This is a genomic window from Azohydromonas lata NBRC 102462, from assembly GCF_001571085.1.
Lineage (GTDB): Bacteria > Pseudomonadota > Gammaproteobacteria > Burkholderiales > Burkholderiaceae_C > Azohydromonas > Azohydromonas lata.
Genome location: NZ_BCTC01000022.1, coordinates 51,286 through 72,163, shown reverse-complemented (window position 1 = coordinate 72,163; position 20,878 = coordinate 51,286). Strand labels below are relative to the sequence as shown.

Sequence of the window (20,878 nt, the reverse complement as noted above, 5' to 3'; positions counted from 1 at the left end):
GACGAAGCAAAAAGCGAATCGCCTCGGCTGTCGAGATGCCGTGGCAAGGCTGGGCCCCAGGCGCGTGGGCTGACGGGATGCCGAGATGCAGCCGCACGTGTGGCAGACCAGCTTCCAGACGGTGCCTGGCGCCTCACGCGCCCAATGGCAGGCCCAACGCCAGGTGTTAGACGGTCTAACACCGGGTTCACGGGGTGCGGCACCGTGCCGGCTGCCGCATGACTGGCGACTCGCCTGGAGCCGCCTTGCCTGACGCCTTGACCCCTGGCCGCCCAGCCATAAACGCGGCCGGCGCGCCGGGGCGTGGCCGCGCCGCCATCGCCGCCGTGCTGGCCGCCGGCGCCGCCGCGGCCGGCCTCTTCATCGCCGCCCACCACCCTTTGGGCGGCGCGGCGGCCTGTGCGCTGTTCCTGTCCTGGGCGCTGCTGAATTTCCTGGCCCCCGCCGCCTGGCTCACCCTGCTGCCGGCGCTGCTGCCCGTGGCCAGCCTGGCGCCCTGGACCGGCTGGGTGGCGCTGGACGAATTCGACCTGCTGCTGCTGGCCACCGCGGCCGGCGTGCACGCGCACCGCGCCCGCGAGGCCGCGCGCGGCAGCGCCGTGGCCGTGCCGCCCATGCCCCGCGCGGCGCGCGTGCTGGCGGTGGTGCTGGCCTTGAGCGGCGCGGTGGCGCTCGTGCGCGGCTGGCTGGATGCCGGCGGCATGCCGGGCTGGTTCGATGCCTACCTGCAGCCCCTGAACGTCTGGCGCGGCGTCAAGGCGCTGTGCTGGTCGCTGCTGCTGCTGGCCGCGCTGCACGAGGCGCTGCAGGCCGCGCCGCGGCGGGCGCTGCACCGGCTGCGCAAGGGCATGCTCATCGGCGCGGCGCTGTTCGTGGCGGCCGTGCTGTGGGAGCGCGCGCTGTATGCCGGGCTGCTGCAGTTCAACGCCAGCTACCGCACCACGGCGCTGTTCTGGGAGATGCACGTGGGCGGCGCGGCCATAGACGCCTATGCCGCCATGGCCATGCCCTTCACGCTGTGGGCGCTGTGGCGCAAGCGCGAGCCGCTGCCCTGGGTGGCTGCGGGGCTGCTGGCGGCCGGCATGCTCTACGCCGCGCTCACCACCTTCTCCCGCGGCGTCTACGGCGCCGTGACGCTGCCCATGCTGCTGCCCTTGGTCTGGTGGGTGCTGTGGCGCTGGCGGCACGGGACGCTGCGCGGCCTGCTGCAGGCCGCGCCACTGACCTTGAGCGCCGCGCTGGCGCTGTTGTGGGCGGTGGAGGCGCTGGAGGTGCAGGGCCTGGCGCTGCTCATGGGCCTGTGGGTGCTGATGGCGCTGCTGGTGTGGCGGCTCACCAGCGTGGGCTGGCGCGCCGCCGCGGGCGTGACGCTGGCCGTGGCGCTGCTGGCCGAAGTGGCCGCGGTGCTGGGCGGGGGCGGCTTCATGCGCGAGCGCTTCAACGCCTCGGCCATGGACTTGCAGGCGCGCCTGGCGCACTGGGGCCGCGGCCTGTCGCTGCCGCAAGGCGGCGGGGACTGGCTGCTGGGCTTGGGCGCGGGCCGGCTGCCGGCGCACTACGTGGCGGCACCCGGGCATCCGCGCTTTTCCGGTGCGATACGCCTGGAGCCGGGTGGCGTGCGCCTGGACGGCCGCGGCCCGGGCGCGCACCCGCGCAGCCACTACGGCCTCACGCAGCGCGTGGCGCCGCACCCGGGCCCGCACCGCGTGCAGTTGCGGCTGTCCGCCGACGCGTGGCCGGCGCGGGTGTCGCTCAAGGTGTGCGACGCCTGGCTGCTCTACGACACCCGCTGCCAGTACGCGCAGGTCAATGTGCTCGGCCCCATGGACGGCCGCCGCACGCTGGACGTACCGCTGCACGGCCTGCCGCTGGAAGCCGGCGGCCTGCCGCGCGCCCACGTGCTGACCGTGGGCGCCGTGCGCGGCTCGGTGCGGGTGGAGGAGATCCGCCTGTACGCCGGCGGCGAGCAGCTGCTGCGCAACGGCGACTTCAAGGACGGCCTGGCGCGCTGGTGGCCGACGGCGCAGGACTACTACCTGCCCTGGCACATCGACAACCTGTACCTGGAGCTGCTGCTGGAGCGCGGGGCGCTTGGGCTGGCGTCCTTCCTGGCGCTGGTGGTTGCGGCGCTGTGGCGGCTGGCGCGCCTTGGGCACGGCGGCGACGAGGCCTTGGGCGAGGCCGCCGTCTTCCTGGCCGCTGCGCTGTGCGGGGCGTTGCTGGTGGGCCTGTTCGTCAGCGTGATGGACATGCCGCGCGCGGCCTGGCTGCTGTGGCTGCTGCCGTGGGTGGCGCTGCTGCTGCCGCGGGCCTTGCCGGGCGGCCGCGCGGCGCCGCTCTAGCCGCGCGGGACGGCGCCCCCGCCGTGCGCGTGGCGGCTGGGGCCCGGCGGTGGCATGCGCGGCTCGCGCCTATCGTCCGGAATGCCCTTGCCCCCTTCGCGTGGAGCACGCGAGAGCGCTGCCACCGCACCCAGCAGCAGGCCCAGCACGCCGCCCACCCAGAACGCCACCAGCAACCACCAAACCGAAACCATCGCGTCCATCCCCTTCGTATCCCCGTTGTCCCGGTGCACGCGCAGCAGGCGCCAGGTTGCGGCCCGCGGCGTGCGTTGGGCGCATGTTCCAGGGCTTGGCAAAACAACGTGGTTACCGGTTGTGGCAACGGGGCGGCGGGTGAGGGGAGGAGGCGCCATGCCCGCGAAAGCGCACTTGCTGTCAGGGGAAAACAGGGAAGGACTCCACATCCCGTTAGCTCAGGCGCTTGGCCCTCTACATCGTCATGCCCGCGAAAGCGGGCATCCACGAACACACGAGGTGTGGCCTTAGAACGGCATCGCCCAGGGCCAGCGTTGGTGCGCCGGCATCCCGGCCAGCGTGGATGCCCGCTTTCGCGGGCATGACGGATGAGGGTGCGAAACGCCTGGGCTCACGGGACACCAACGGCGGCCGGTTTCCCCGGACAGCACTGCGCTGTCGCGGCCATGACGGCTGAGAGTGCGAAGCGCCGTAGCCAACCCGGCCACGCGCCGTGCCATGGCCCGCGGGCCTCAGGGCCTGGCCGGTGCCTGGGTGTCCGTCTTGTTCCACAGCAGCCGCGTCTTCACCCACGCGTGGCGCAGCAGCAGCCCCGGGGGCATGCGCAGCCAGTGCGCGCGCAGGTACAGCAGCGCCAGCGCCACGCCCGTGAAGGGCAGCCGCGTGCGCGGGTGCGGGCAGCGCAGGGCGCGTGACCACAGGGCGTCCATCAGCGCCTGCAGGGCCACGCCCGGCGCGGCCTGGGCGGCGGCTTGCAGCGCGTCGGCGGGCACGGGCGTGCCCAGCAGGCCGTGCGCGGCGCGCAGGCCGTAGTGCAGCTCGCGCGCCAGCGCCAGCTCCCGCGCGCGCGCCGCCAGCGCCGGCCAGAAGGCCGCGTCGGCGCCGAAGCGGCGCAGCAGCGCGTCGAGGTCCGAGAGGTCGCGCAGCCCGTGGCTGAACTCCTCGTTGCGCAGCAGGTGCGTCATGGCGTGCAGCACCATGTCGGCCGGGGCCAGCACGCGCACGCCTTCCAGCGCCGAGGGGCAGGCCGCGGCCAGCAGCAGCGCGGTGTCGGGGTGCTGGCGCGCGGTGCGCGGCAGCAGGGCGTGATGCACGTCCACCACCGTGAAGCGGCGCTGGTGCGTCATGGGCGGCAGCTCGTGCATCCACTGTCGGTAGTAGTGCTGGTCGTAGGCGCTGAGGCCGGGGTCCATGCGCCAGCCGTGCAGCGTGAGCTGCCGCTCCACGTCGCCCACGCGCGCGTGCGGCACCAGGATGTCGGTGTCCGAGAACAGCCGGCCCTGCGCCGCCGGCAGCCCCGCGGCCACGTAGGCCGCGCCCTTGAGTAGCACGGGCTGCAGCCCAAGCGGCGCCAGCGCGCGCCGCAGGTGCGCGGCCTCGCGCCGTATCTCCTCGTGCTGCGCGTGGGCCACCAGCAGCGCGGCGTCCAGGTGCGCGCGCGGGGCGGCGGGCACGGCCTGCAGTGGGCCACGCTCCAGCAGCCGCGCCGCCAGCCGCGCGAGCAGCCCCGCGCTGCGCGCCTGGCGCAGCAGCAGCTCCCAGCGCGGCAGGGGCAGCCGCTGCAGCGTCTCGGGGTGGGCCAGGGCGTGGACGAGCAGCACGGCGTCGGCCACGGCGGCGGCGGGGGGCGCGGCCTCGCCGCTGGGCATGGCGCCGGCGGGCTGGCGGCTCACCGGTGCACCCCCGCGCTGCGCGCGGTCCCGCCGGGCGGGACGCAGCGTCCCCATCCGAGCGGCCGGGCGGGGGCGCTCATGGGCACGGCTCCGCACCGGCCGTGATGGCTGCCTCGGCGGCCAGCGCGTCGAACACGGCCACCGCCTCCTCCAGCCGGCCGTAGCTGAAGGCGTGGCAGCCGCTGGCGTCGGCCAGCGCGGCCAGGCGCCGGAAGCCGTTCAAGCCGTGGATGTTGTAGTTGAAGGCGTTTTCCACCAGCCGCATGAGCGTCTGCGCCTTGGGCAGCGGCTGCAGTTGCGCGCCTTGCCCCGCGGCAAAGCGCGGCAGGACGATCCAGCCCGGCCGCGCGGGCTCGCCGGCACGCTGCACGCCCTCCAGCGGCGGGCACATGTGCGCCACCGTGCCCTTGCTCGTCTCGCGCACGGCCTGGCCAAAGCGCGCCGCGGCCGAGAAGCGGCGCACCGCGTCTATGGACTCGTTCTTGAGGCTCACCGGGCGCGGCAGCGGGTGGATCAGCCCCGTGGCGGGGTCGATGAGCGTCAGCTCGTCCGACAGCAGCCGCCAGCCGCTCAGGGCCAGCGCCGCGCACAGCGTGCTCTTGCCGGAGCCCGACGGCGCGGGCAGCACCAGGGCACGCCCGCCGCGCTCCAGCACGGCCGCATGCAGCGTGAGAAAGCGGTGGTACTGCCCCGTGATGCACCAGTTCAGGCCCCACTCCAGGATGGGAAAGCCCTGGTCGCCGGGCAGCGGGGTGAAGGGCGATTCGCCGTCGAGCTTGAACAGCACCTGCGGCCGCCACCAGCGCCGCAGCCCCGCGGGCCGCTCCACGCTGACGTGGAAGTCGGCGAAGGCCTCGTCCGGCTCCAGCGGGTGCGCGGCGTAGTGCAGCGCGATGCCGCGCGCCACCGCCTCCAGCGGCGAGCGTATGCAGCTGACCACCGGCCCCGTGCGCAGCCGCAGCCCCGGTCCGCGCAGCCGCCGGCGCAGGGCGCGCGGCTCCAGCGCGCCCACCTTCATGCGCCCGGCCTCATGGGGTGTCCTGGCCGCGCACCAGGCCCAGCCAGGCCAGGTCCAGCAGCACGGTGTGCAGGGCGTGCACGTCGGCGGGCAGCGGCGCGGCGCCGTCCTCGCCGGGCAGGAGAAGTTGGGCCAGGGCGGGGGCGTCCAGGGGCTCGGGGCTGTCCATCAGCGCCAGCAGCACCTCGGCGGCGGCGGCCGAGAGCAGGTGCGTGCTGCCGGAGGCGGCGTCGAAGACGGCCATCTCCTCCTCGCCGTCCCAGCGGCGCCAGTGCAGCGTGCCCGCGGGCACGGCGTAGCGCGGCTCCATGCGGTGGGCGTCTGGCGTGCGCAGGGGATGTGCGGACGTGTGCGGATGCGGAGGTCTGCGGGCGCGCGGGCGTTTACTGCCAGGTCATGGCCAGCCACTGCAGCGTGCCCTGCTCGGTGAGCGCCCGCAGCTCGGCGTTGTCAGGCCTGAAGAAGCCGCCGTTGCCGCGGATGTTGGACCACAGGGCCCGCACGGCGTCGCCGTCCTCGAAGGGCGGCGCCAGCGTGCCGGCGTAGGCGCTGAGCCACACGGCGGCGATGTGGGCCTCCAGGGTGCTGGGCTGCTGCAGCACGTCCAGCAGCGTGGCCGTGGACGGGAAGGCCGCCAGCGGCGGCTCGCCCAGCTTTTCGGCGAAGGTGGCGGTGTTGCGGTCCACGCCGGCGGGCCAGGCGTGGGAGGCGGCCCAGCTCGCGGGCGACTGGCCGGAGCAACTGATGGCGCTCACGCCCTTGGGGGCGCGGCTGGCGAAGGTGGCGGCCGAGACGAAGCTCGATGCCGACACGCAGCTCCCGGCGGCCACCGGCGCGCTGGCCAACGTCAACACCACCGGCGCGGCCACGCCCAAACTGCGGCGCAGCATGCGGCGGCGCGCCAGGCGGTGGGCGGCGGGCGTGCCGTCCTGCGCCGCGCTCAATCCGCTGCTGTCCTCATGCATGTCCATCCCTTTTTCCAATGGTCGCTCGTGGCGAAAGTGTAAGGGCGCGCCGCGCCCGCTCACTTGATCCAGCAGGGAGGGTGTGCACGGCGCACGTGAAGTGCGCCCGCTGCGGCAGGGGTTGGCTACAGCTCCCAGCTCATGGCGATCCACTGCAGCGTGCCGCCTGGCGTCATGGCCGGCGCCTGGGAGCTCGGGTCGCCGGTCTTGTAGAAGCCGCCGTTGGCGCGGATGTTGTCCCAGATGAGCAGCACGGCCGTCGGCGTGTCGAAGGGGCGCTCCATGCCGCCGCGGTAGGCGTTGAGCAGCGCGGCGGTGATGTGGGCTTCCAGCGTCATGGGCGACTGCAGCACCTCCAGCAGCGTGGTGCTCTCGGGAAAGCCCGGCGTGAGCGTCTTGGCGCCGAACGCCTTGTGGAAGCGGGTGTTGGTCTTGACGTCGCTGGGCCAGTAGGGCGCGCGGTGCGCCCACTCGGCCGGCGAGAGGCCGTCGCAGGGCAGCACGCCCAGTTGGGCCGGGCGGCTGTGGAAGGCGGCGGCGGAGACGAAGCCGGAGGCCGTGATGCACTGGCCCGCCGCCACCGGGGCGCTGGAGAGCGTGAGCACCACCGGCGCGGCCGCCCCCAGGCTGCGGCGCAGCATGGCGCGGCGGCTGGGCTCGCGCGCGGGGTCGTCGGTGGTGCTGGGCGAAGGCGCGGGTGCCGGCTTGTCGTGGTCCATGTCCATCTGCGGCCGATGTCCGCGCGTACCGCGCGCGGGTAATCCATGGCCGTGCAGGGAACTGTGCGCAGCAATTCCCCGAGGGGTGTGATGGCTTTGTGAATCCTGCCGGGCAGCCACCCGGTTCCCAGGCATCTCGTTCGCTCCGCCCCTTGTTCCTCGTCCCGTGTCCCCTCAGCGCCCGGCCGCCCGCTGCGCCGCGCGCCGGCGCGGGGGCTGCCTGGTGAAACCCTGGCGGTCCAGGGCCCAGCCCTCGGTGGCCTGCTCGCTGCTCGCGTGGGCCAGCACGCCGCCCTGCGGCGCCAGGCCGCGGGCGACCATGCGGCCGATCAGCGTCTCGGCCGCGTCGGCGTCCAGGCGCAGGGCCAGGCGCTGCCAGCGGCGGTTCAGCGCCTCGTGGGCCCAGGCGTCTTCCAGCGCCCAACGGGTGCGCAGCGGGTCGCCGCGCACTTGGGCCGCCAGCAGCCGGGGAATCAGGGTGTGGATGAAGAGGTTGTAGTCCTGGCGCAGGCCCATGGCGTCGAACAGCGCCTCGATGCACGAGAGGCGCTGCGACCACTGCGGCTGCGCCAGTTGCAGCGTCAGCATCGCCTGCAGCCCCTGCACGGGATTGAGCAGGCGCAGCCGCGGCGGGGGCAGCACGAGCAGCGGCTGGCGCGCCGCCGCCTCGTGCGCCAGCGGCGTGACGAAGGAGACCAGGGCGCCCACGCGCTCCCACTGCGCGGCGCTCAGCCCGTCCAGCGTGGCCAGGCCGCCGCGCGCCATGCGCTGCAGCTGTGCCTGCACGCCGGCCAGGTCCCGCGAGCCCTTGGCGAGGTTGGCGGCGCGGCTCATCACGGCCAGGTTGCCGGCGGCGTAGCCCGCGGCGTCGAAGACGCGGTCCACGCAGGCGTCGGTGGGCCGGTCCAGCGACTGCGTCAGCGGCTCCCGGGTGATGGGGCAGTGCCCAACGTCGATCTGCCGCAGGAAGAGCGGCGTGACCTGCAGCGCCTCGAACTCGCGCCCGCCTTCCCAGGCGCGCAACCGCAACTGCAGCCAGTCGCGCACCGCGGGCGTGGCCGCGCGCGTGCGCCGGCCAAAGCGGGCCTGGCCCGCCTCCCAGCCCTGGCGCAGCGCACTGCCCGGCCCAAGCCAGGCCTGCGGCGGCGTGATCGCGTGGCGCGCATGCTCCCAGCCGATGTCGAAGCCGATCGGGTCCTGCACCGGCGCGTCGAATTCAAGCCTCCCCTGGGTCATGTCGCGGCTCCTGGATAACACTGTTCGGATCCTGTGGATTCATACAGTATGCGCTTGATGCGGCTCACCAGATGAGCCTGTGGATAAGCCCGCAGGGATAATCGGACTTCTCAACAGCCGCCCCGTTCCGGCACGGCGGCCGGGCGCTGTTACGTTTTGTACGATGTGCCTTCTGGAGGGAGTCTGTGGACCGTACTGAACGCTTCTACAAGATCGAGATGCTCATCCGCAGCCGCTTGGGCGACGGCTGCGTCAGCTTCGCGGAGCTGATGGCGGAGCTGGGCGTCTCGCGCGCCACGCTCAAGCGCGACCTGGAGTACCTGCGCGAGCGCATGAACGCGCCCATCGTCTACGACCGCGGCTGCAACGGCTACCGCTTCGCCCCGCCCGCGGGCACCGGCACCGGCACCGGCAACGGCAACGGCACCGCCGCGCATCAGGGCGGCGACACGGCGCACGAGCTGCCGGGGCTGTGGTTCAGCGAAGGCGAGATCCACGCGCTGCTGACCATGCACCAGCTCATCAAGGGGCTGGACGAGGGCGGCGTGCTCGCGCGCCACCTGCAGCCGCTGCTGGAACGGCTGCACGGCATGCTGGGCCCCAGCGAGAACGAGTCGCGCGAGCTCATGCGCCGCGTGAAGATCGCCAGCCCCGCGCGGCGCCCGGTGGCGCCGCGGCACTTCGAGATCATCGGCAGCGCGCTCACGCGGCGCCAGCGCGTGCAGATGAGCTACTGGGTGCGCAGCCGCCAGGAGGAGACCGAGCGCGTGGTCTCGCCGCAGCGCCTGGTGCACTACCGCAGCACCTGGTACCTGGACGGCTGGTGCCACGGCAGCGAGAGGCTGCGCCGCTTCGCGCTGGACGCCGTGCGCGCCGTGCAGCCGCTGGAGCAGCGCGCGCGCGACGTGGGCCTGAAGACCGTGGAGGCCGAGTTCGACGCCGGCTACGGCATCTTCACCGGCGGCAAGCTGCAGTGGGCGACGCTGCGCTTCACGCCGGAGGCCGCGCAGTGGGTGGCGCACGAGCAGTGGCACCCGGCGCAGGAGGCCACCGTGGAGAGCGACGGCGCGCTGACGCTGCGCCTGCCCTACGCCGAGGCCACGGAGCTGGCCATGGACGTGCTGCGCCACGGCGAGCAGGTGCGCGTGCTCAAGCCCGCCAGCCTGGCCGCGCTGGTGGCCCAGCGCCTGAAGGACGCCGCCGGCCAGTACGGCGCCGCCTGACAATCCCGTCCCTCATCCCCCGCCCCTCATTCCCGCCCGCCCGCACGCCGCGGCGGGCTTCAAGCCAGCAGCTTCCCCCGACATGACCCGATTCCTGCACACCGCCGACTGGCAGATCGGCCGGCAATACGGCCGCTTCGATCCCCAGGACGCCATCCCGCTGGCCGAGGCGCGCTTCCTGGCCGTGGAGCGCATCGCCGCGCTGGCGCGCGAGCGCGGCGTGGACGCGGTGCTGGTGGCCGGCGACGTGTTCGACACGCAGACCGTTTCCGAGCGCACGCTGCGCCGCCTCTTCAACGCGCTGGAAGCTTTTGCCGGGCCTTGGGTCCTCATCCCCGGCAACCACGACGCGGCGCTGGCCGAAAGCGTGTGGACGCGCGCGCGGCGCTTCAACTGCATTCCGCCCAATGCCCACGTGCTGGAGCGCCCGGGCGTGCAGGTGTTCGCCGACATCGGCCTGGCCGTGCTGGGCGCGCCGCTCACCCAGCGCCACACGCACACCGACCTCACCGGGTTCTTCGACACGCAGGAAACACCCGCGGGCCTGCTGCGCGTGGGCCTGGCCCACGGCAGCGTGCAGGGGCTGCTGGCCGAGGAGGTGGATTCCTTGAACCCCATCGCCCCCGACCGCGCCCGCCGCGCCCGCCTGGACTACCTGGCCCTGGGCGACTGGCACGGCATGAAGCAGATCGACGAGCGCACCTGGTACAGCGGCACGCCCGAGCCCGACAGGTTCAAGGGCAACGCGCCTGGGCATGTGCTGGAGGTGGACCTCACGGCGCCGGGCGCGCCGCCGCAGGTCACGCCGCACGCCGTGGCCGGCCACCGCTGGCACGAGCGCGGCGAAACGCTGTCGCTGCCCGGCGACGTGGACCGCTTGGGCGAGCTGCTGGCCGCGCTGGACGCGCGCGACGTGCTCTCGCTCACGCTCGCGGGCCGGCTGGACCTGGCCGCCCACGAGCGGCTGGAAACCCTGTTGGGCCAGGCCCAGGGGCGGCTGCGCTGCCTGTTGCTCGACCGCAAGGCGCTGCAGCTCGCGCCCACCGAGGAGGACGTGGAGGCCCTGCGCGCCGACGGCTACCTGGGTGAAGTGCTGGGCACGCTGCGCGCGCGCCAGGAGGGCGACGAGGTGGCCCGCGAAGCCCTGGCCGTGCTGGCCGGGCTGCTGCGCGAGCGCCAGCAGGCGCAAGGAGAGCGGGCATGAAGCTGCAGCGCCTGCGCATCGAGCAGTTCAAGCAGTTCCGCCAGCCGTTGGAGCTGGCCCAACTGGACCCGGGCCTGAACCTCATCACCGGCCCCAACGAGAGCGGCAAGAGCACCATCGTCCGTGCCATACGCGCGGCCTTCTTCGAGCGTTACCGCTCCAGCAGCGTCAAGGACTTGCAGCCCTGGGGCGACGGCGCTGCCAGCCCAAGCGTGGAGCTGGAGTTCGACGCCGCGGGCAGCCGCTGGCGGTTGCATAAGCAGTTCCTGCAGCGCAAGCGCTGCCGGCTGCAGGTGGACGCGCAGGCGCTGGAGAACGACGATGCCGAAGCCCGCCTGTGCGAGCTGCTGGGCTTTCAACTGGCCACGCGCGGCGAGAGCAAGCCGGAGCACTGGGGCATTCCGGGCCTGCTGTGGATAGAGCAGGGCGGCAGCCACCACATCCGCGCCGAGGTGCAGCACGCCACCGACCACCTGCGCACGGCGCTGCAGGGCTCCTTGGGCGAGGTCGCCAGCACCGCGGGCGACGACGTGCTGGAGCGCGTGCGCGAGGAGCGCAACGCGCTGCTCACCGAGAAGAAGGGAGAGCCCCGCGGCGCCTACGCCGAGGCGCTGGCGCTGCGGGAGGAGCTGCAGGCCGAGCTGCAGCAGACGCAGCAGCGCCTGGCGCAGTACCGCGAGCAGGTGGACCGGCTGGGCCAGGTGCAGGCCGAGATCGCGCTGGACGAGGCCGAGCGCCCCTGGGAGCCGCTGCAGGCGCAGCGCGAGGCGGCCCAAGCGCAGCTCGACGGCCTGCACGCCGCGGCCGAGCAGCTCCAGCGCCAGCGCGAGCAGCTCGCGCCGCTGCAGCGCCAGATCGACCTGCTTCAGCAGCAGCTCGATGCCCACGCGCAGCAGCAGCGCTCGCTTTCGCAGCGCCAGGCCGCGCTGGAGGCCGCGCAGCAGGCCCGCGAGGCGGCCGCGCAGCGGCTGGCGCCGGCCCGCGCGCGCGAGTCGCAGGCCGACCAGGCACGGCAGGCCGCGCAGGCACTGCGGGAGCGGGTGCACGCGCAGCAGTGGCGTGCCTCGCTGCAGCGCGAGCACGCGGCCGCGGCGCAGCGCGTGCGCGCGCTGGAGTCCGCCCTGGCCGAGGCCCAGGCCCATGGCGTGGAGCTGGCCAGGCTGCGCGAGGAAGCCCAGCGCGTGGCCCTGGACACGGCGCACCTGAAAACCCTGCGCGCGGCCGAGCAGCGCCTGCGCGAGTTGGAATTGCGCCGCGAGGCCGCCGCCACGCAGTTGCAATGGAGCTTCAACCACGCCGGCACTGGCGCCGCCACCGCGCCGCGCCTGGACGGCCAGCCCTTGGCGGGCCAGGGCGGGCGGCTGCTGCTGCAGCCCGCGGTGCTGGAGCTGCCGGGCGTAGGACAGGTGACGGTCACGCCCGGCGGTGCGGATTTGCAGCGCCTGGCCGCGCAACTGAAGGAGGCCGGCGCGGCGCTGCAATCGCTGCTGCGCCGCTTGGGCGTGGCTTCACTGGCCGAGGCCGAGGCCCGGCATGAGCGCCAGCGCGTGCTCGCGGGCCAGATCGACACGCGCCAGGCCCTGCTCGCCCAGCTCGCCCCGCAGGGCGTGCCGGCGCTGCAGGCTGAAGCTGACGACCTGCAAATCCGCCTGGCCGCGTCGGTGCAGCAGATCGAAACCTTGCCGCCGGCCGAGCCGGGCGACGACGCCTTACCCGCGCCGGCGCAGGCCGAGCAGTCGCTGAAGGACGCCTCGCGGCAATGGGAACAGGCCGGGCAGGCGGCGCAGCAGGCGCAATCCGAGCTGGAGCAGGCGCAGGCGAATGTGGAACACGCCCGCCGCGAGCACGAGGCGCTGCAGGCGGCGCTGGCCTCGGACGAGCAGCGCGTGGCCCTGGAGCGCGCCCAAGCCGAGCGCGTGGCGCTGCTGCGCCAGCGCGACGACCTGCAGACGCTGCTGAAGGCGAAGCAGGCCGACATCGACGCCGCGCGGCCGGAGCTGCTGCAGCAGGACGTGCAGCGCCTCAAGCAAAGCGCCGAGCTGGCCCACCGCGCCTACCAGCAGCGCCGCGACGAGCGGCGCGACCTGCAGACCCGGCTGGACGAAGCCGGCGCCCAAGGGCTGGAGGACAGCCTCGCCAACCAGCGCGCCGCGCTGGAGCGCGCCCAGCGCCACGCCGCCGAGCTGCAGCGCCGCGCCCAGGCGCTGGACCTGCTGCTGGGCCTGCTCAACGAAAAGCGCCGGGCGCTGACGCAGCGGCTGCAGGCGCCGCTGCAGAAGCACCTCAACCGCTATCTGGGCCTGTTGTTCCCGCGCGCCAGCGTGGAGCTGGACGATCTGCTCATGCCCGGCCCGCTGCGCCGCGAGGGCGTCAGCCAGGCCGACGGCGAGGGCGCCTTCGAGCAGTTGAGCTTCGGCGCCCGCGAGCAGATGGGCCTGATCAGCCGCCTGGCCTACGCCGACCTGCTCAAGGAGGCGGGGCGGCCGACGCTGATCCTGCTGGACGACGCGCTGGTGCACAGCGACGCGGCGCGGCTGTCGGCCATGAAGCGCATCCTGTTCGACGCGGCCACGCGGCACCAGATCCTGGTCTTCAGTTGCCACCCCGAGGTCTGGCGCGACCTGGGCGTGGCCCCGCGCAGCCTGGAGGCGCTGCGCCAAGGGCGCTGAAGCCGCCTCAGGCCGCGCCCGAGGCGCGGCCCTTGGATGGGCTCAACCCTGCTGTTGCTTGCGGCGCCGGCCGATGAACCCGGCCACGCCCAGCCCCAGGCCCGCCAGCGCCAGCGAGCCCGGCTCGGGCACCGCGTGGCCGCCCGTGCCGCCGTTGTTGGGCGGGCTGGGCACGATGGGGGCGCTGAGCAGCGTGATCGTGGCCCACTGGTCTATGGCCATGTGGTTGCGGTTGAAGCTCAGGTCGTCCAGCGACAGGCTGAACTGGCCGCCGTTGCCGAAGCTCACGGTGGTGTCGGCCCAATCGATGGAGAAGTCCACCGCGGAGTCCACCAGGTTGCCCAGCACGGCCGTGACGACGGCGGAGATGCTGAGGTCGGGGCTGTTGACGGGCTCCAGGAACTTGAAGAGCGCGCTCACGCCCAACTGCGTGCGTTCCGCCTCCGTGATGGTGGCGGCGCCGTTGTTGACGTTGCTGCCGTTGTTGCCCTCCTCGTGCAGCGCCACCGTGCCGAACTGGAAGGAATAGGACTGGCCCACGGCGAGGTTCTCGATCTGGTGCAGGTTGGGCGCCGTGGCCGAGAAGGTCACGCCCAACAGGTGATTGGGGCTGTTGTTGGCGTCCGTGCCGTAGGTATTGCCCTGCGCCAGCGCAAAGCCCGTTCCCACGACATCGAAATGCACCGCGGCGGCCTGCGCGCTATTCAAGGCCATACCCGCCAGCGCCGCCAGGGTCAGGGCACCTTGCCGAAGAAGTTTTCCGCTCATCTCATTTCTCCAGGACGGTTGCTGTTAATAAAGCCGTGAATAAGTCACTGCCTGGTAACAGTTTCTGGAGTAGTGCCGCTGGAATGTCACGTGATTGTGTCGTGGCCTGGTGGAACCACGTTTCTCCCCTCGGATTAAATGGCCTGGAAATATGCCCAATGGCATGGGTATGCATCGCTAGGGTTTTGGTTGTTCAAGCAACCTGCGGGGTGGGGTGTCTCCCCTGGCGGACCACCCCAGGGCGCCGCGGTTCTGGACTTCGTGATGCCGGCGGTATGCGGCGTGCCGGCCCGGTCCGGGTTTCCCGTTGAAGCATTGAATGCCGGGAATTGATAATTCGGGATTTGATTCAAGGGCGTCCGGCCTTGTTTTTATTGAGTGATTTGCCGGAGGTATTGGGGTGTATTTTCACGTTGCCATGGGAAAATGGCAGCCATGAAAAAAGGAGGCCTCGGCCTCCTGGGTGATGGGGTGCCGGTCTGATTCCGGCCGGAGATTACTTCGACGTCGGCATCACGAATTCCGCGCCTTTGCCAATGCTGGCCGGCCAGCGCTGCATGATGGATTTCTGCCGCGTGTAGAAGCGCACGCCTTCCTCGCCGTAGGCGTGCATGTCGCCGAAGAGGCTCTTTTTCCAGCCGCCGAAGCCCTGCCAGGCCATGGGCACGGGAATGGGCACGTTGATGCCCACCATGCCCACCTCGATGCGCCGGCCGAACTCGCGCGCCACGTTGCCGTCGCTGGTGTAGCAGGACACGCCGTTGCCGAACTCGTGCGCGTTGACCAGGCTCACGGCCTCGGCGAAGTCCTTCACCCGCACGCAGGACAGCACCGGGCCAAAGATCTCTTCCTTGTAGATGCGCATCTGCGGCGTCACGTGGTCGAACAGCGTGCCGCCCGTGAAGAAGCCGCCCTCGTGGCCGGGCACGCTGAAGTTGCGCCCGTCCACCACCAGCGTCGCGCCCTCGGCCACGCCCTCGGCAATGAAGCCCTCGATGCGCTGCAGCGCCTGGCGCGTGACGATGGGGCCCATCTCCGCGTCCAGCTCCATGCCGTTCTTGACCTTGAGCGCGCGGGCGCGCTCGGCCAGCTTCGGGATGATCCTGTCGGCCACGTCGCCCACCAGCACGGCCACCGAGATGGCCATGCAGCGCTCGCCGGCCGAGCCGTAGGCCGCGCCGATCAGGGCGTCCACCGCCTGGTCCAGATCGGCGTCGGGCATCACCACCAGGTGGTTCTTGGCCCCGCCCAGCGCCTGCACGCGCTTGCCGTGGTGGGCGCCGGTCTCGTAGATGTACTGGGCGATGGGCGTGCTGCCCACGAAGCTCACGGCCTTGACGTCGGGGTGGACGAGCAGGGCGTCCACCGCCTCCTTGCCGCCCTGCACGACGCTGAACACGCCGTCCGGCAGCCCGGCCTGCTTGAGCAGCTCGGCCATGAAGAGCGAAGGCGAGGGATCGCGCTCGCTGGGCTTGAGGATGAAGGCGTTGCCGCAGGCCAGCGCCACCGGGAACATCCAGCACGGCACCATGCACGGGAAGTTGAAGGGCGTGATGCCCGCCACCACGCCCAGCGGCTGGCGCAGCGTCCAGTTGTCGATGCCGGTGGAGGCCTGGTCGCTGAAGTCGCCCTTGAGCAGCTGCGGAATGCCGCAGGCGAACTCCACGATCTCGATGCCGCGCGTCACCTCGCCCTGCGCGTCGGTGAACACCTTGCCGTGCTCGGCCGTGATCAGCGCGGCCAGCGTGTCGCGGTGCTCGTTCATGAGCGCCAGGAACTTGTTGAGCACGCGCGCGCGGCGCAGCGGCGGGGTGTCGGCCCAGGCGGGCGCTGCGGCTTGGGCGGCGGCCACGGCGGCGGCGACTTCATCGGCGCCGCCCAGCAGCACCTGGCGCGCCACCGCGCCGGTGGCGGGGTTGAACACGTCCTGCGTGCGCGCGCCCTCGGTGACGGCGCGCCCGCCTATCCAGTGGCCCACGGTGGCGGCGGTGGCCAGGGGGGCTTGTTGCAGGGAGTCGGAAGCGCCCATGAGCTTGTCTCTTCGTTGGTCAGGAAAGGCCAGAAGTCTAGGAAGCGCAGGCCCCCGCCACAATCGCCAACTGCTGACCGCATTGTTCAGAAATCTGAACGATGAATGCCATTCACAGAGGGAGCGCAGGGCACGTGAGCGAACGATTGATGGCCCCGGTGCTGGCCGATCTGCACCTTTTGACCGTCCTGGCCGACACGCGCAGCTACACCCAGGCGGCCCGGCGGCTGGGCATCTCCAAGGCGTCGGCCAGCGCCCGCATCAGCGAGCTGGAGCGCGCCGCCGGCGTGCCGCTGGTGCGCCGCGGCCCGCGCTCGGTGGCGCTGACCGAGGCCGGCCAGCAACTGGTGGAGGAGGTGCAGGAGTCCTTCACCCGCATCGAGCAGGGCTTCAATGGCGTGCGCGACCTGGTGGGCGCCCCGCGCGGCCTGGTGCGCCTGAGCGCGCCGGTGGCCTTTGGGCGGCAGGTGGTCGCGCCGCTGCTGCCGCCCTTCCTGCTGCAGTACCCCGACATCCGGCTGGAGCTGGACCTGAGCGACCGCCTCGTCAACCTGCCGCAGGAGGGGTTCGATCTCGCCCTACGCCACACCGACGCGCCGCCGCAGACGCACGTGGCCTGGCCGCTGTGCGCCACGCGCTCGCGCCTGGTGGCCAGCCCCGAGTACGTGGACCGCCACGGCGAGCCGCAGCACCCCTCGGCGCTGGCCGGGCACCAGTGCCTGGCCTACCTGCGCGGCGGCGCGGGGCAGCGCTGGGACTTCGAGCCCGCCGCGCCGCGCAAGCGCGCCGCCGAGCGGGTGAGCGTGGCGGTGGGCGGCCCCTTCAAGGCCAACAACAGCGAGCTGCTGCGCGAGGCGGCGCTGGGCGGCCTGGGCATCGCGCTGCTGCCGGATTTCTCTTGCACCGCCGCGCTGCGCCGCGGGCAGCTCGTGGAGTTGCTGCCGGACTGGAAACCCGTGGGCGAGTTCGGCGCCACCATCTACGCGCTGCGGCCTTATTCGCCCCAGGTGCCGCGGGCGGTGCAGTGCCTGGTGGACTGGCTCAAGGAGCGGCTGGGCGGGGGCTTGGGCGGCTGAAGAGGGTGGATGGCGCCTGGCCGGTGCTCGTCCCGGTCGGCGGCGCGGCGCGAAGCTGCGACACTGGCGTGTTTTCCTTTCCGACCGTTTGAAGACATGTTCGAGAGCAACGAGACCCTGGACGCGGCGCTGGCGCGCAACGTGCGCGATGCGCTGATGGAGGACATCGGCCGCTGCGACTGGACGGCGCAGCTCGTCCCGGCCGGGCGCTGCGTCACGGCGCAGGTGGTGGCCAAGGAGGCGGCCGTCATCGCCGGGCGTGCCTGGTTCGACGCCTGCTTCCACGCGCTGGACCCCGACGCCCGCCTGGCCTGGGCCGTGCAGGAGGGCGACCGCGTCGAGCCCGGCACGGTGCTGGTGCGCATCGAGGCCGACGCCCGCGCCCAGCTCTCGGCCGAGCGCCCGGCGCTGAACTTCCTGCAAATGCTCTCGGCCGTGGCCACGCTCACGCGCGAGTACGTGGACGCCATCCAGGGCCTCTCGCCCAACCCGAACGGCTGCAAGGTGCTGGACACGCGCAAGACCCTGCCCGGGCTGCGCCAGGCGCAGAAGTACGCCGTGCGCGTGGGCGGCGGCCACAACCAGCGCATGGCGCTGTGGGACGGCATCCTGATCAAGGAAAACCACATCGCCGCCGCCGGCGGCATACGCCCCGCGCTGGAGGCCGCCTTCGCCCTGAACGCGGGCGTGGACATCCAGATCGAAGTGGAAAGCCTGGACGAGCTGCAGCAGGCGCTGGACGCCGGCGCGAAGAACGTGCTGCTGGACGACTTCAGCTTCGAGGACATGGAAAAGGCCGTCGCGCTCACCGCCGGCCGCGCCGTGCTGGAGGTCTCCGGCGGCGTGGACCTGGCGTCCATCCGCCGCATCGCCGCCACCGGCGTGGACCGCATCTCCAGCGGCAAGCTCACCAAGGACGTGCGCGCCGTGGACCTGTCCATGCGCGTGCTGGGCTGAGCCGGGAGCCCGCGAAAAGGGCACGCCGCGCGCCTGTTGACCGCTTTGTGCACCCCGACACAAAAAGCCGCCGCAAGGCGGTTTTTTATTGCGCTGCATCAAAGGCCGTGTCGTAACCGTGCCACGAGGGCTGTCTGACTCGAATTGAGAATCTTTATCATTTGGCTTCATGAGGGCGCGAGGGGCGTCCGAAAAGGCCGGTGATGCAGTCGAAATTCATAAAACAGACGGTCGCGGCGCTGGCGGCAGCTTTGGTGGCAGCGCTGGCGGGTTGCGGCGGTGGCGGCTCCAGCGGGAGCAGCGATGCGGCGGGCGCCGCGCCCACGGAGACCGCCACGGCGCTGTCGCCACAGGCGGCGCTGGGCGCCAAGATCTTCGTGGACAAGACGCTGTCGGCCTCGCGGGCGCAGTCCTGCCAGAGCTGCCACGACCCGGCTTTCGGCCACGGCGCGCCCAACCACGACGCGGGCCAGCCCGGCGGCACGGTGCTCACGGCCGGGCAGGGCGGGCGCAGCTCCCCCTCCATCCGCTACCTGAAATTCAACACCGCCTTCTACTTCGCCAAGGACGGCACGCCCACGGGCGGCTTCTTCTGGGACGGCCGCGCCGCCTCGCTGGCCGACCAGGCCGGCGGCCCCTTCCTCAACCCGGCCGAGATGGCCAACCCCGACAAGGCCAGCGTCGTCACCAAGCTGGCCACCACCGACTACGCCGCGCAGTTCCGCCAGGTCTTCGGCAGCGACATCTTCAACCGCCCAAATGACGCCTACGAGGCCATCAAGACCGCGCTGCAGGCCTTCGAGCAGGAGGATGCCGCCTTCGCTCCCTTCACCAGCAAGTACGACGAGGTCCTGCGCGGCAAGACCACGCTCAGCGCCGCCGAGCAGCGCGGCCTGGTGCTGTTCAACTCGCCCGCCAAGGGCAACTGCGCCGCTTGCCACCCCTCGGCCAAGAGCGCCGACGGCTCGCACCCGCTCTTCACCGACTTCAGCTACGACGCCCTGGGCGTGCCGCGCAACCCCAAGCTCAAGCCCGTCCAGGACGACGCCGGCTTCTACGACCTGGGCCTGTGCGCGCTGGACGCCTACAAGGACCGCGCCGACCTCTGCGGCGCCTTCAAGGTGCCCTCGCTGCGCAACGTGGCGCTGCGCGGCAGCTTCTTCCACAACGGCCGCTTCACGGACCTGCGCGAGGCGCTTTCCTTCTACGTCACCCGCGACACCAACCCCTCGCGCTGGTACACGCAGGCCGACGGCAGCGTGCTGAAGTTCGACGACCTGCCCGCGCAGTACCGGCGCAACGTCAACCGCACCGAGGCGCCCTACAACCGCCAGGAAGGCGCCGCCCCCGCGCTCACCGAGGCCGAGATCACGGACCTCATCGCCTTCCTGAACACGCTCACCGACGGCTACGTCGCGCGCTGAAGCCCGCGCCCGCACCGACGCCCGCCCGCCGAATCCCGCCTCCGAGAAGAAAGCCCGCCATGAAAGCCGACACCCGTTTCGTCCTGCGCCCGCTCGCGGCCGCGCTGCTGCTTTGCTGCGGCCTGGCCCACGCCCAAAGCGCCGGTGAAAGCGCGCTGATGAAGCGCCTGGACCAGCTCGCCAGCGAGCTGGCCGCCGTCAAGGCCGAGCTGGCCACGCTGCAGCAGCAACAGCGCGCCACCGCCGCCGCGCCGGCCCCGGCGGCTGCACCCGCGGCCGTGCCCGCCGCGGCCCCGGCCGGCTACGCCGCCGCCGCACCGGCCGCGGGCGAGCCCGCCACCGTCATCACCGGCTACGGCGAGGTCAACTACAACCGCTACAAGAACGACGCCAAGAAGACGGAAGCCGACCTGCGCCGCGCCGTCATCGGCATCCAGCACCGCTTCGACGACAAGACCAAGGTCGTGACGGAGCTGGAGGTGGAGCACGCCGTGTCCTCCGCCGACGACGTGGGCGAAGTCGCGCTGGAGCAGGCCTACGTGGAGCACCAGTTCACCGACACCTGGGCCGGCCGCGCGGGCCTGTTCCTCATCCCCATGGGCCTGCTCAACGAGAACCACGAGCCCACCGCCTACTACGGCGTGGAGCGCAACTTCGTGGAGACGGCCATCATCCCCAGCACCTGGCGCGAGGGCGGCATCCAGGCCGTGGGCAGCTTCGACAACGGGCTGACGGTGCAGGCGGGCGTGTCCACCGGCTTCAACATCAGCGGCTGGAGCACGGAAGAAGGGCGCGAGTCGCCCCTGGGCACCATCCACCAGGAAATGGCGCAGGCCCGCGGCCGCGACCTCTCGCTGTTCGGCGCCCTCAACTGGCGCGGCGTCCCGGGGCTGCTGGTGGGCGGCGGCGTGTTCAGCGGCGGTGCCTCGCAGGCGCAGACGCTCAACAAGTCGCGCGTGACGCTGTGGGATGTGCACACCCGCTGGACGCCCGGCCGCTGGGACCTGGCCGCCGTGTACGCGCGCGGCAGCATCAGCAACAGCGCCGCGCTCAACACCGAGTTCGGCTTTGCCGGCGCCGCCGCGCCCATCCCCGCCCGCTTTGACGGCGGCTACGTGCAGGCCGCCTACAAGCTGTGGGAAAGCGGCCGCTACGCCCTGAAACCTTTCGTGCGGGCCGAGCGCTTCAACACCGGCCGCCGCTACGCCCAGGGCCTGGGCCCGGCGGGGGCGCCCAACGGGCTGCCGGCCGAGCGCGTGCTCACCGCCGGCGCCAACTTCGACATCGGCTCCGGCGTGGTGCTCAAGGCCGACATCCAGCGCTTCAAGCAAGATAAATCCATGGACCGCTTCGACCTGGGCCTGGGCTGGAGTTTTTAAA

At 72.3% G+C, this 20,878-nt stretch carries 17 protein-coding genes; 8 read left to right on the top strand and 9 right to left on the bottom strand.

Annotation, left to right across the window (positions count from 1 at the left end; translation table 11 throughout):
* Positions 1-245: 245 nt before the first annotated feature.
* Entirely contained in the window at positions 246-2,342 is a 2,097-nt protein-coding gene (locus ALA01S_RS10585) for a hypothetical protein (protein ID WP_157118890.1), read from the top strand.
* Here ALA01S_RS10585 and ALA01S_RS10580 read toward each other — a convergent pair.
* From ALA01S_RS10580 to ALA01S_RS10550, 7 genes are all read right to left on the bottom strand, one after another.
* Positions 2,339-2,545: a hypothetical protein gene (locus tag ALA01S_RS10580; protein ID WP_066335752.1), complete on the bottom strand. Its 207-nt coding sequence runs from the start codon at positions 2,543-2,545 to the stop codon at positions 2,339-2,341. The two genes, ALA01S_RS10585 and ALA01S_RS10580, sit on opposite strands and share 4 nt — an antisense overlap.
* A gap of 504 nt (positions 2,546-3,049) precedes the next feature.
* Positions 3,050-4,210 (bottom strand): nucleotidyltransferase domain-containing protein, encoded by a 1,161-nt coding sequence (locus ALA01S_RS10575; protein WP_218011446.1) that lies wholly within the window; start codon positions 4,208-4,210, stop codon positions 3,050-3,052.
* A 76-nt stretch (positions 4,211-4,286) separates the two neighbouring features.
* Positions 4,287-5,228, bottom strand: coding sequence for an HprK-related kinase A (locus tag ALA01S_RS10570; RefSeq protein ID WP_066335749.1), 942 nt, complete (start codon positions 5,226-5,228; stop codon positions 4,287-4,289).
* 10 nt (positions 5,229-5,238) lie between these two features.
* Complete coding sequence (locus tag ALA01S_RS10565) at positions 5,239-5,538, bottom strand: HPr-rel-A system PqqD family peptide chaperone (protein ID WP_066335748.1); 300 nt, start codon at positions 5,536-5,538, stop codon at positions 5,239-5,241.
* A 73-nt stretch (positions 5,539-5,611) separates the two neighbouring features.
* On the bottom strand, positions 5,612-6,199 hold the full coding sequence (locus ALA01S_RS10560) for a hypothetical protein (protein WP_066335744.1): 588 nt from the start codon (positions 6,197-6,199) through the stop codon (positions 5,612-5,614).
* Between the two features lie 119 nt (positions 6,200-6,318).
* On the bottom strand, positions 6,319-6,912 hold the full coding sequence (locus tag ALA01S_RS10555) for a hypothetical protein (protein ID WP_157118889.1): 594 nt from the start codon (positions 6,910-6,912) through the stop codon (positions 6,319-6,321).
* A gap of 174 nt (positions 6,913-7,086) precedes the next feature.
* Positions 7,087-8,148 carry a hypothetical protein gene (locus ALA01S_RS10550; protein WP_066335737.1) on the bottom strand — a complete coding sequence of 354 codons (1,062 nt, stop codon included), beginning with the start codon at positions 8,146-8,148 and terminating at the stop codon, positions 7,087-7,089.
* Between the two features lie 185 nt (positions 8,149-8,333).
* On the opposite strand from ALA01S_RS10550, the gene ALA01S_RS10545 reads away from it, so the two are divergent.
* The 3 genes from ALA01S_RS10545 to ALA01S_RS10535 all read left to right on the top strand — a co-directional run bounded on the left by ALA01S_RS10545 (position 8,334) and on the right by ALA01S_RS10535 (position 13,244).
* Positions 8,334-9,371: a helix-turn-helix transcriptional regulator gene (locus ALA01S_RS10545; protein ID WP_084267418.1), complete on the top strand. Its 1,038-nt coding sequence runs from the start codon at positions 8,334-8,336 to the stop codon at positions 9,369-9,371.
* 82 nt (positions 9,372-9,453) lie between these two features.
* Complete coding sequence (locus ALA01S_RS10540) at positions 9,454-10,575, top strand: metallophosphoesterase family protein (protein ID WP_066335734.1); 1,122 nt, start codon at positions 9,454-9,456, stop codon at positions 10,573-10,575.
* The gene (locus tag ALA01S_RS10535) at positions 10,572-13,244 is read left to right on the top strand and encodes an AAA family ATPase (protein ID WP_066335730.1); all 2,673 of its coding nucleotides are present in this window, start codon (positions 10,572-10,574) and stop codon (positions 13,242-13,244) included. Before ALA01S_RS10540 ends, ALA01S_RS10535 begins: the two co-directional genes overlap by 4 nt.
* Positions 13,245-13,286: 42 nt before the next feature.
* Here the strand turns inward: ALA01S_RS10535 and ALA01S_RS10530 are convergent, their stop codons facing one another.
* Both ALA01S_RS10530 and ALA01S_RS10525 read right to left on the bottom strand, forming a co-directional pair.
* Positions 13,287-14,012 carry a PEP-CTERM sorting domain-containing protein gene (locus ALA01S_RS10530; RefSeq protein ID WP_084267417.1) on the bottom strand — a complete coding sequence of 242 codons (726 nt, stop codon included), beginning with the start codon at positions 14,010-14,012 and terminating at the stop codon, positions 13,287-13,289.
* Positions 14,013-14,508: 496 nt separating this feature from the next.
* Entirely contained in the window at positions 14,509-16,041 is a 1,533-nt protein-coding gene (locus ALA01S_RS10525) for a CoA-acylating methylmalonate-semialdehyde dehydrogenase (protein WP_066335728.1), read from the bottom strand.
* A gap of 149 nt (positions 16,042-16,190) precedes the next feature.
* Here ALA01S_RS10525 and ALA01S_RS10520 point away from each other — a divergent pair, with 149 nt between their 5' ends.
* The 4 genes from ALA01S_RS10520 (at position 16,191) to ALA01S_RS10505 (ending at position 20,877) form a co-directional block, all read left to right on the top strand.
* On the top strand, positions 16,191-17,117 hold the full coding sequence (locus ALA01S_RS10520) for a LysR family transcriptional regulator (RefSeq protein ID WP_066335727.1): 927 nt from the start codon (positions 16,191-16,193) through the stop codon (positions 17,115-17,117).
* A gap of 96 nt (positions 17,118-17,213) precedes the next feature.
* The gene (gene nadC, locus ALA01S_RS10515; RefSeq protein WP_066335723.1) at positions 17,214-18,074 is read left to right on the top strand and encodes a carboxylating nicotinate-nucleotide diphosphorylase; all 861 of its coding nucleotides are present in this window, start codon (positions 17,214-17,216) and stop codon (positions 18,072-18,074) included.
* Between the two features lie 203 nt (positions 18,075-18,277).
* Positions 18,278-19,498 carry a cytochrome-c peroxidase gene (locus ALA01S_RS10510; protein ID WP_066335721.1) on the top strand — a complete coding sequence of 407 codons (1,221 nt, stop codon included), beginning with the start codon at positions 18,278-18,280 and terminating at the stop codon, positions 19,496-19,498.
* Between the two features lie 59 nt (positions 19,499-19,557).
* Positions 19,558-20,877 carry a putative porin gene (locus ALA01S_RS10505; protein WP_066335719.1) on the top strand — a complete coding sequence of 440 codons (1,320 nt, stop codon included), beginning with the start codon at positions 19,558-19,560 and terminating at the stop codon, positions 20,875-20,877.
* Position 20,878: the final 1 nt, after the last annotated feature.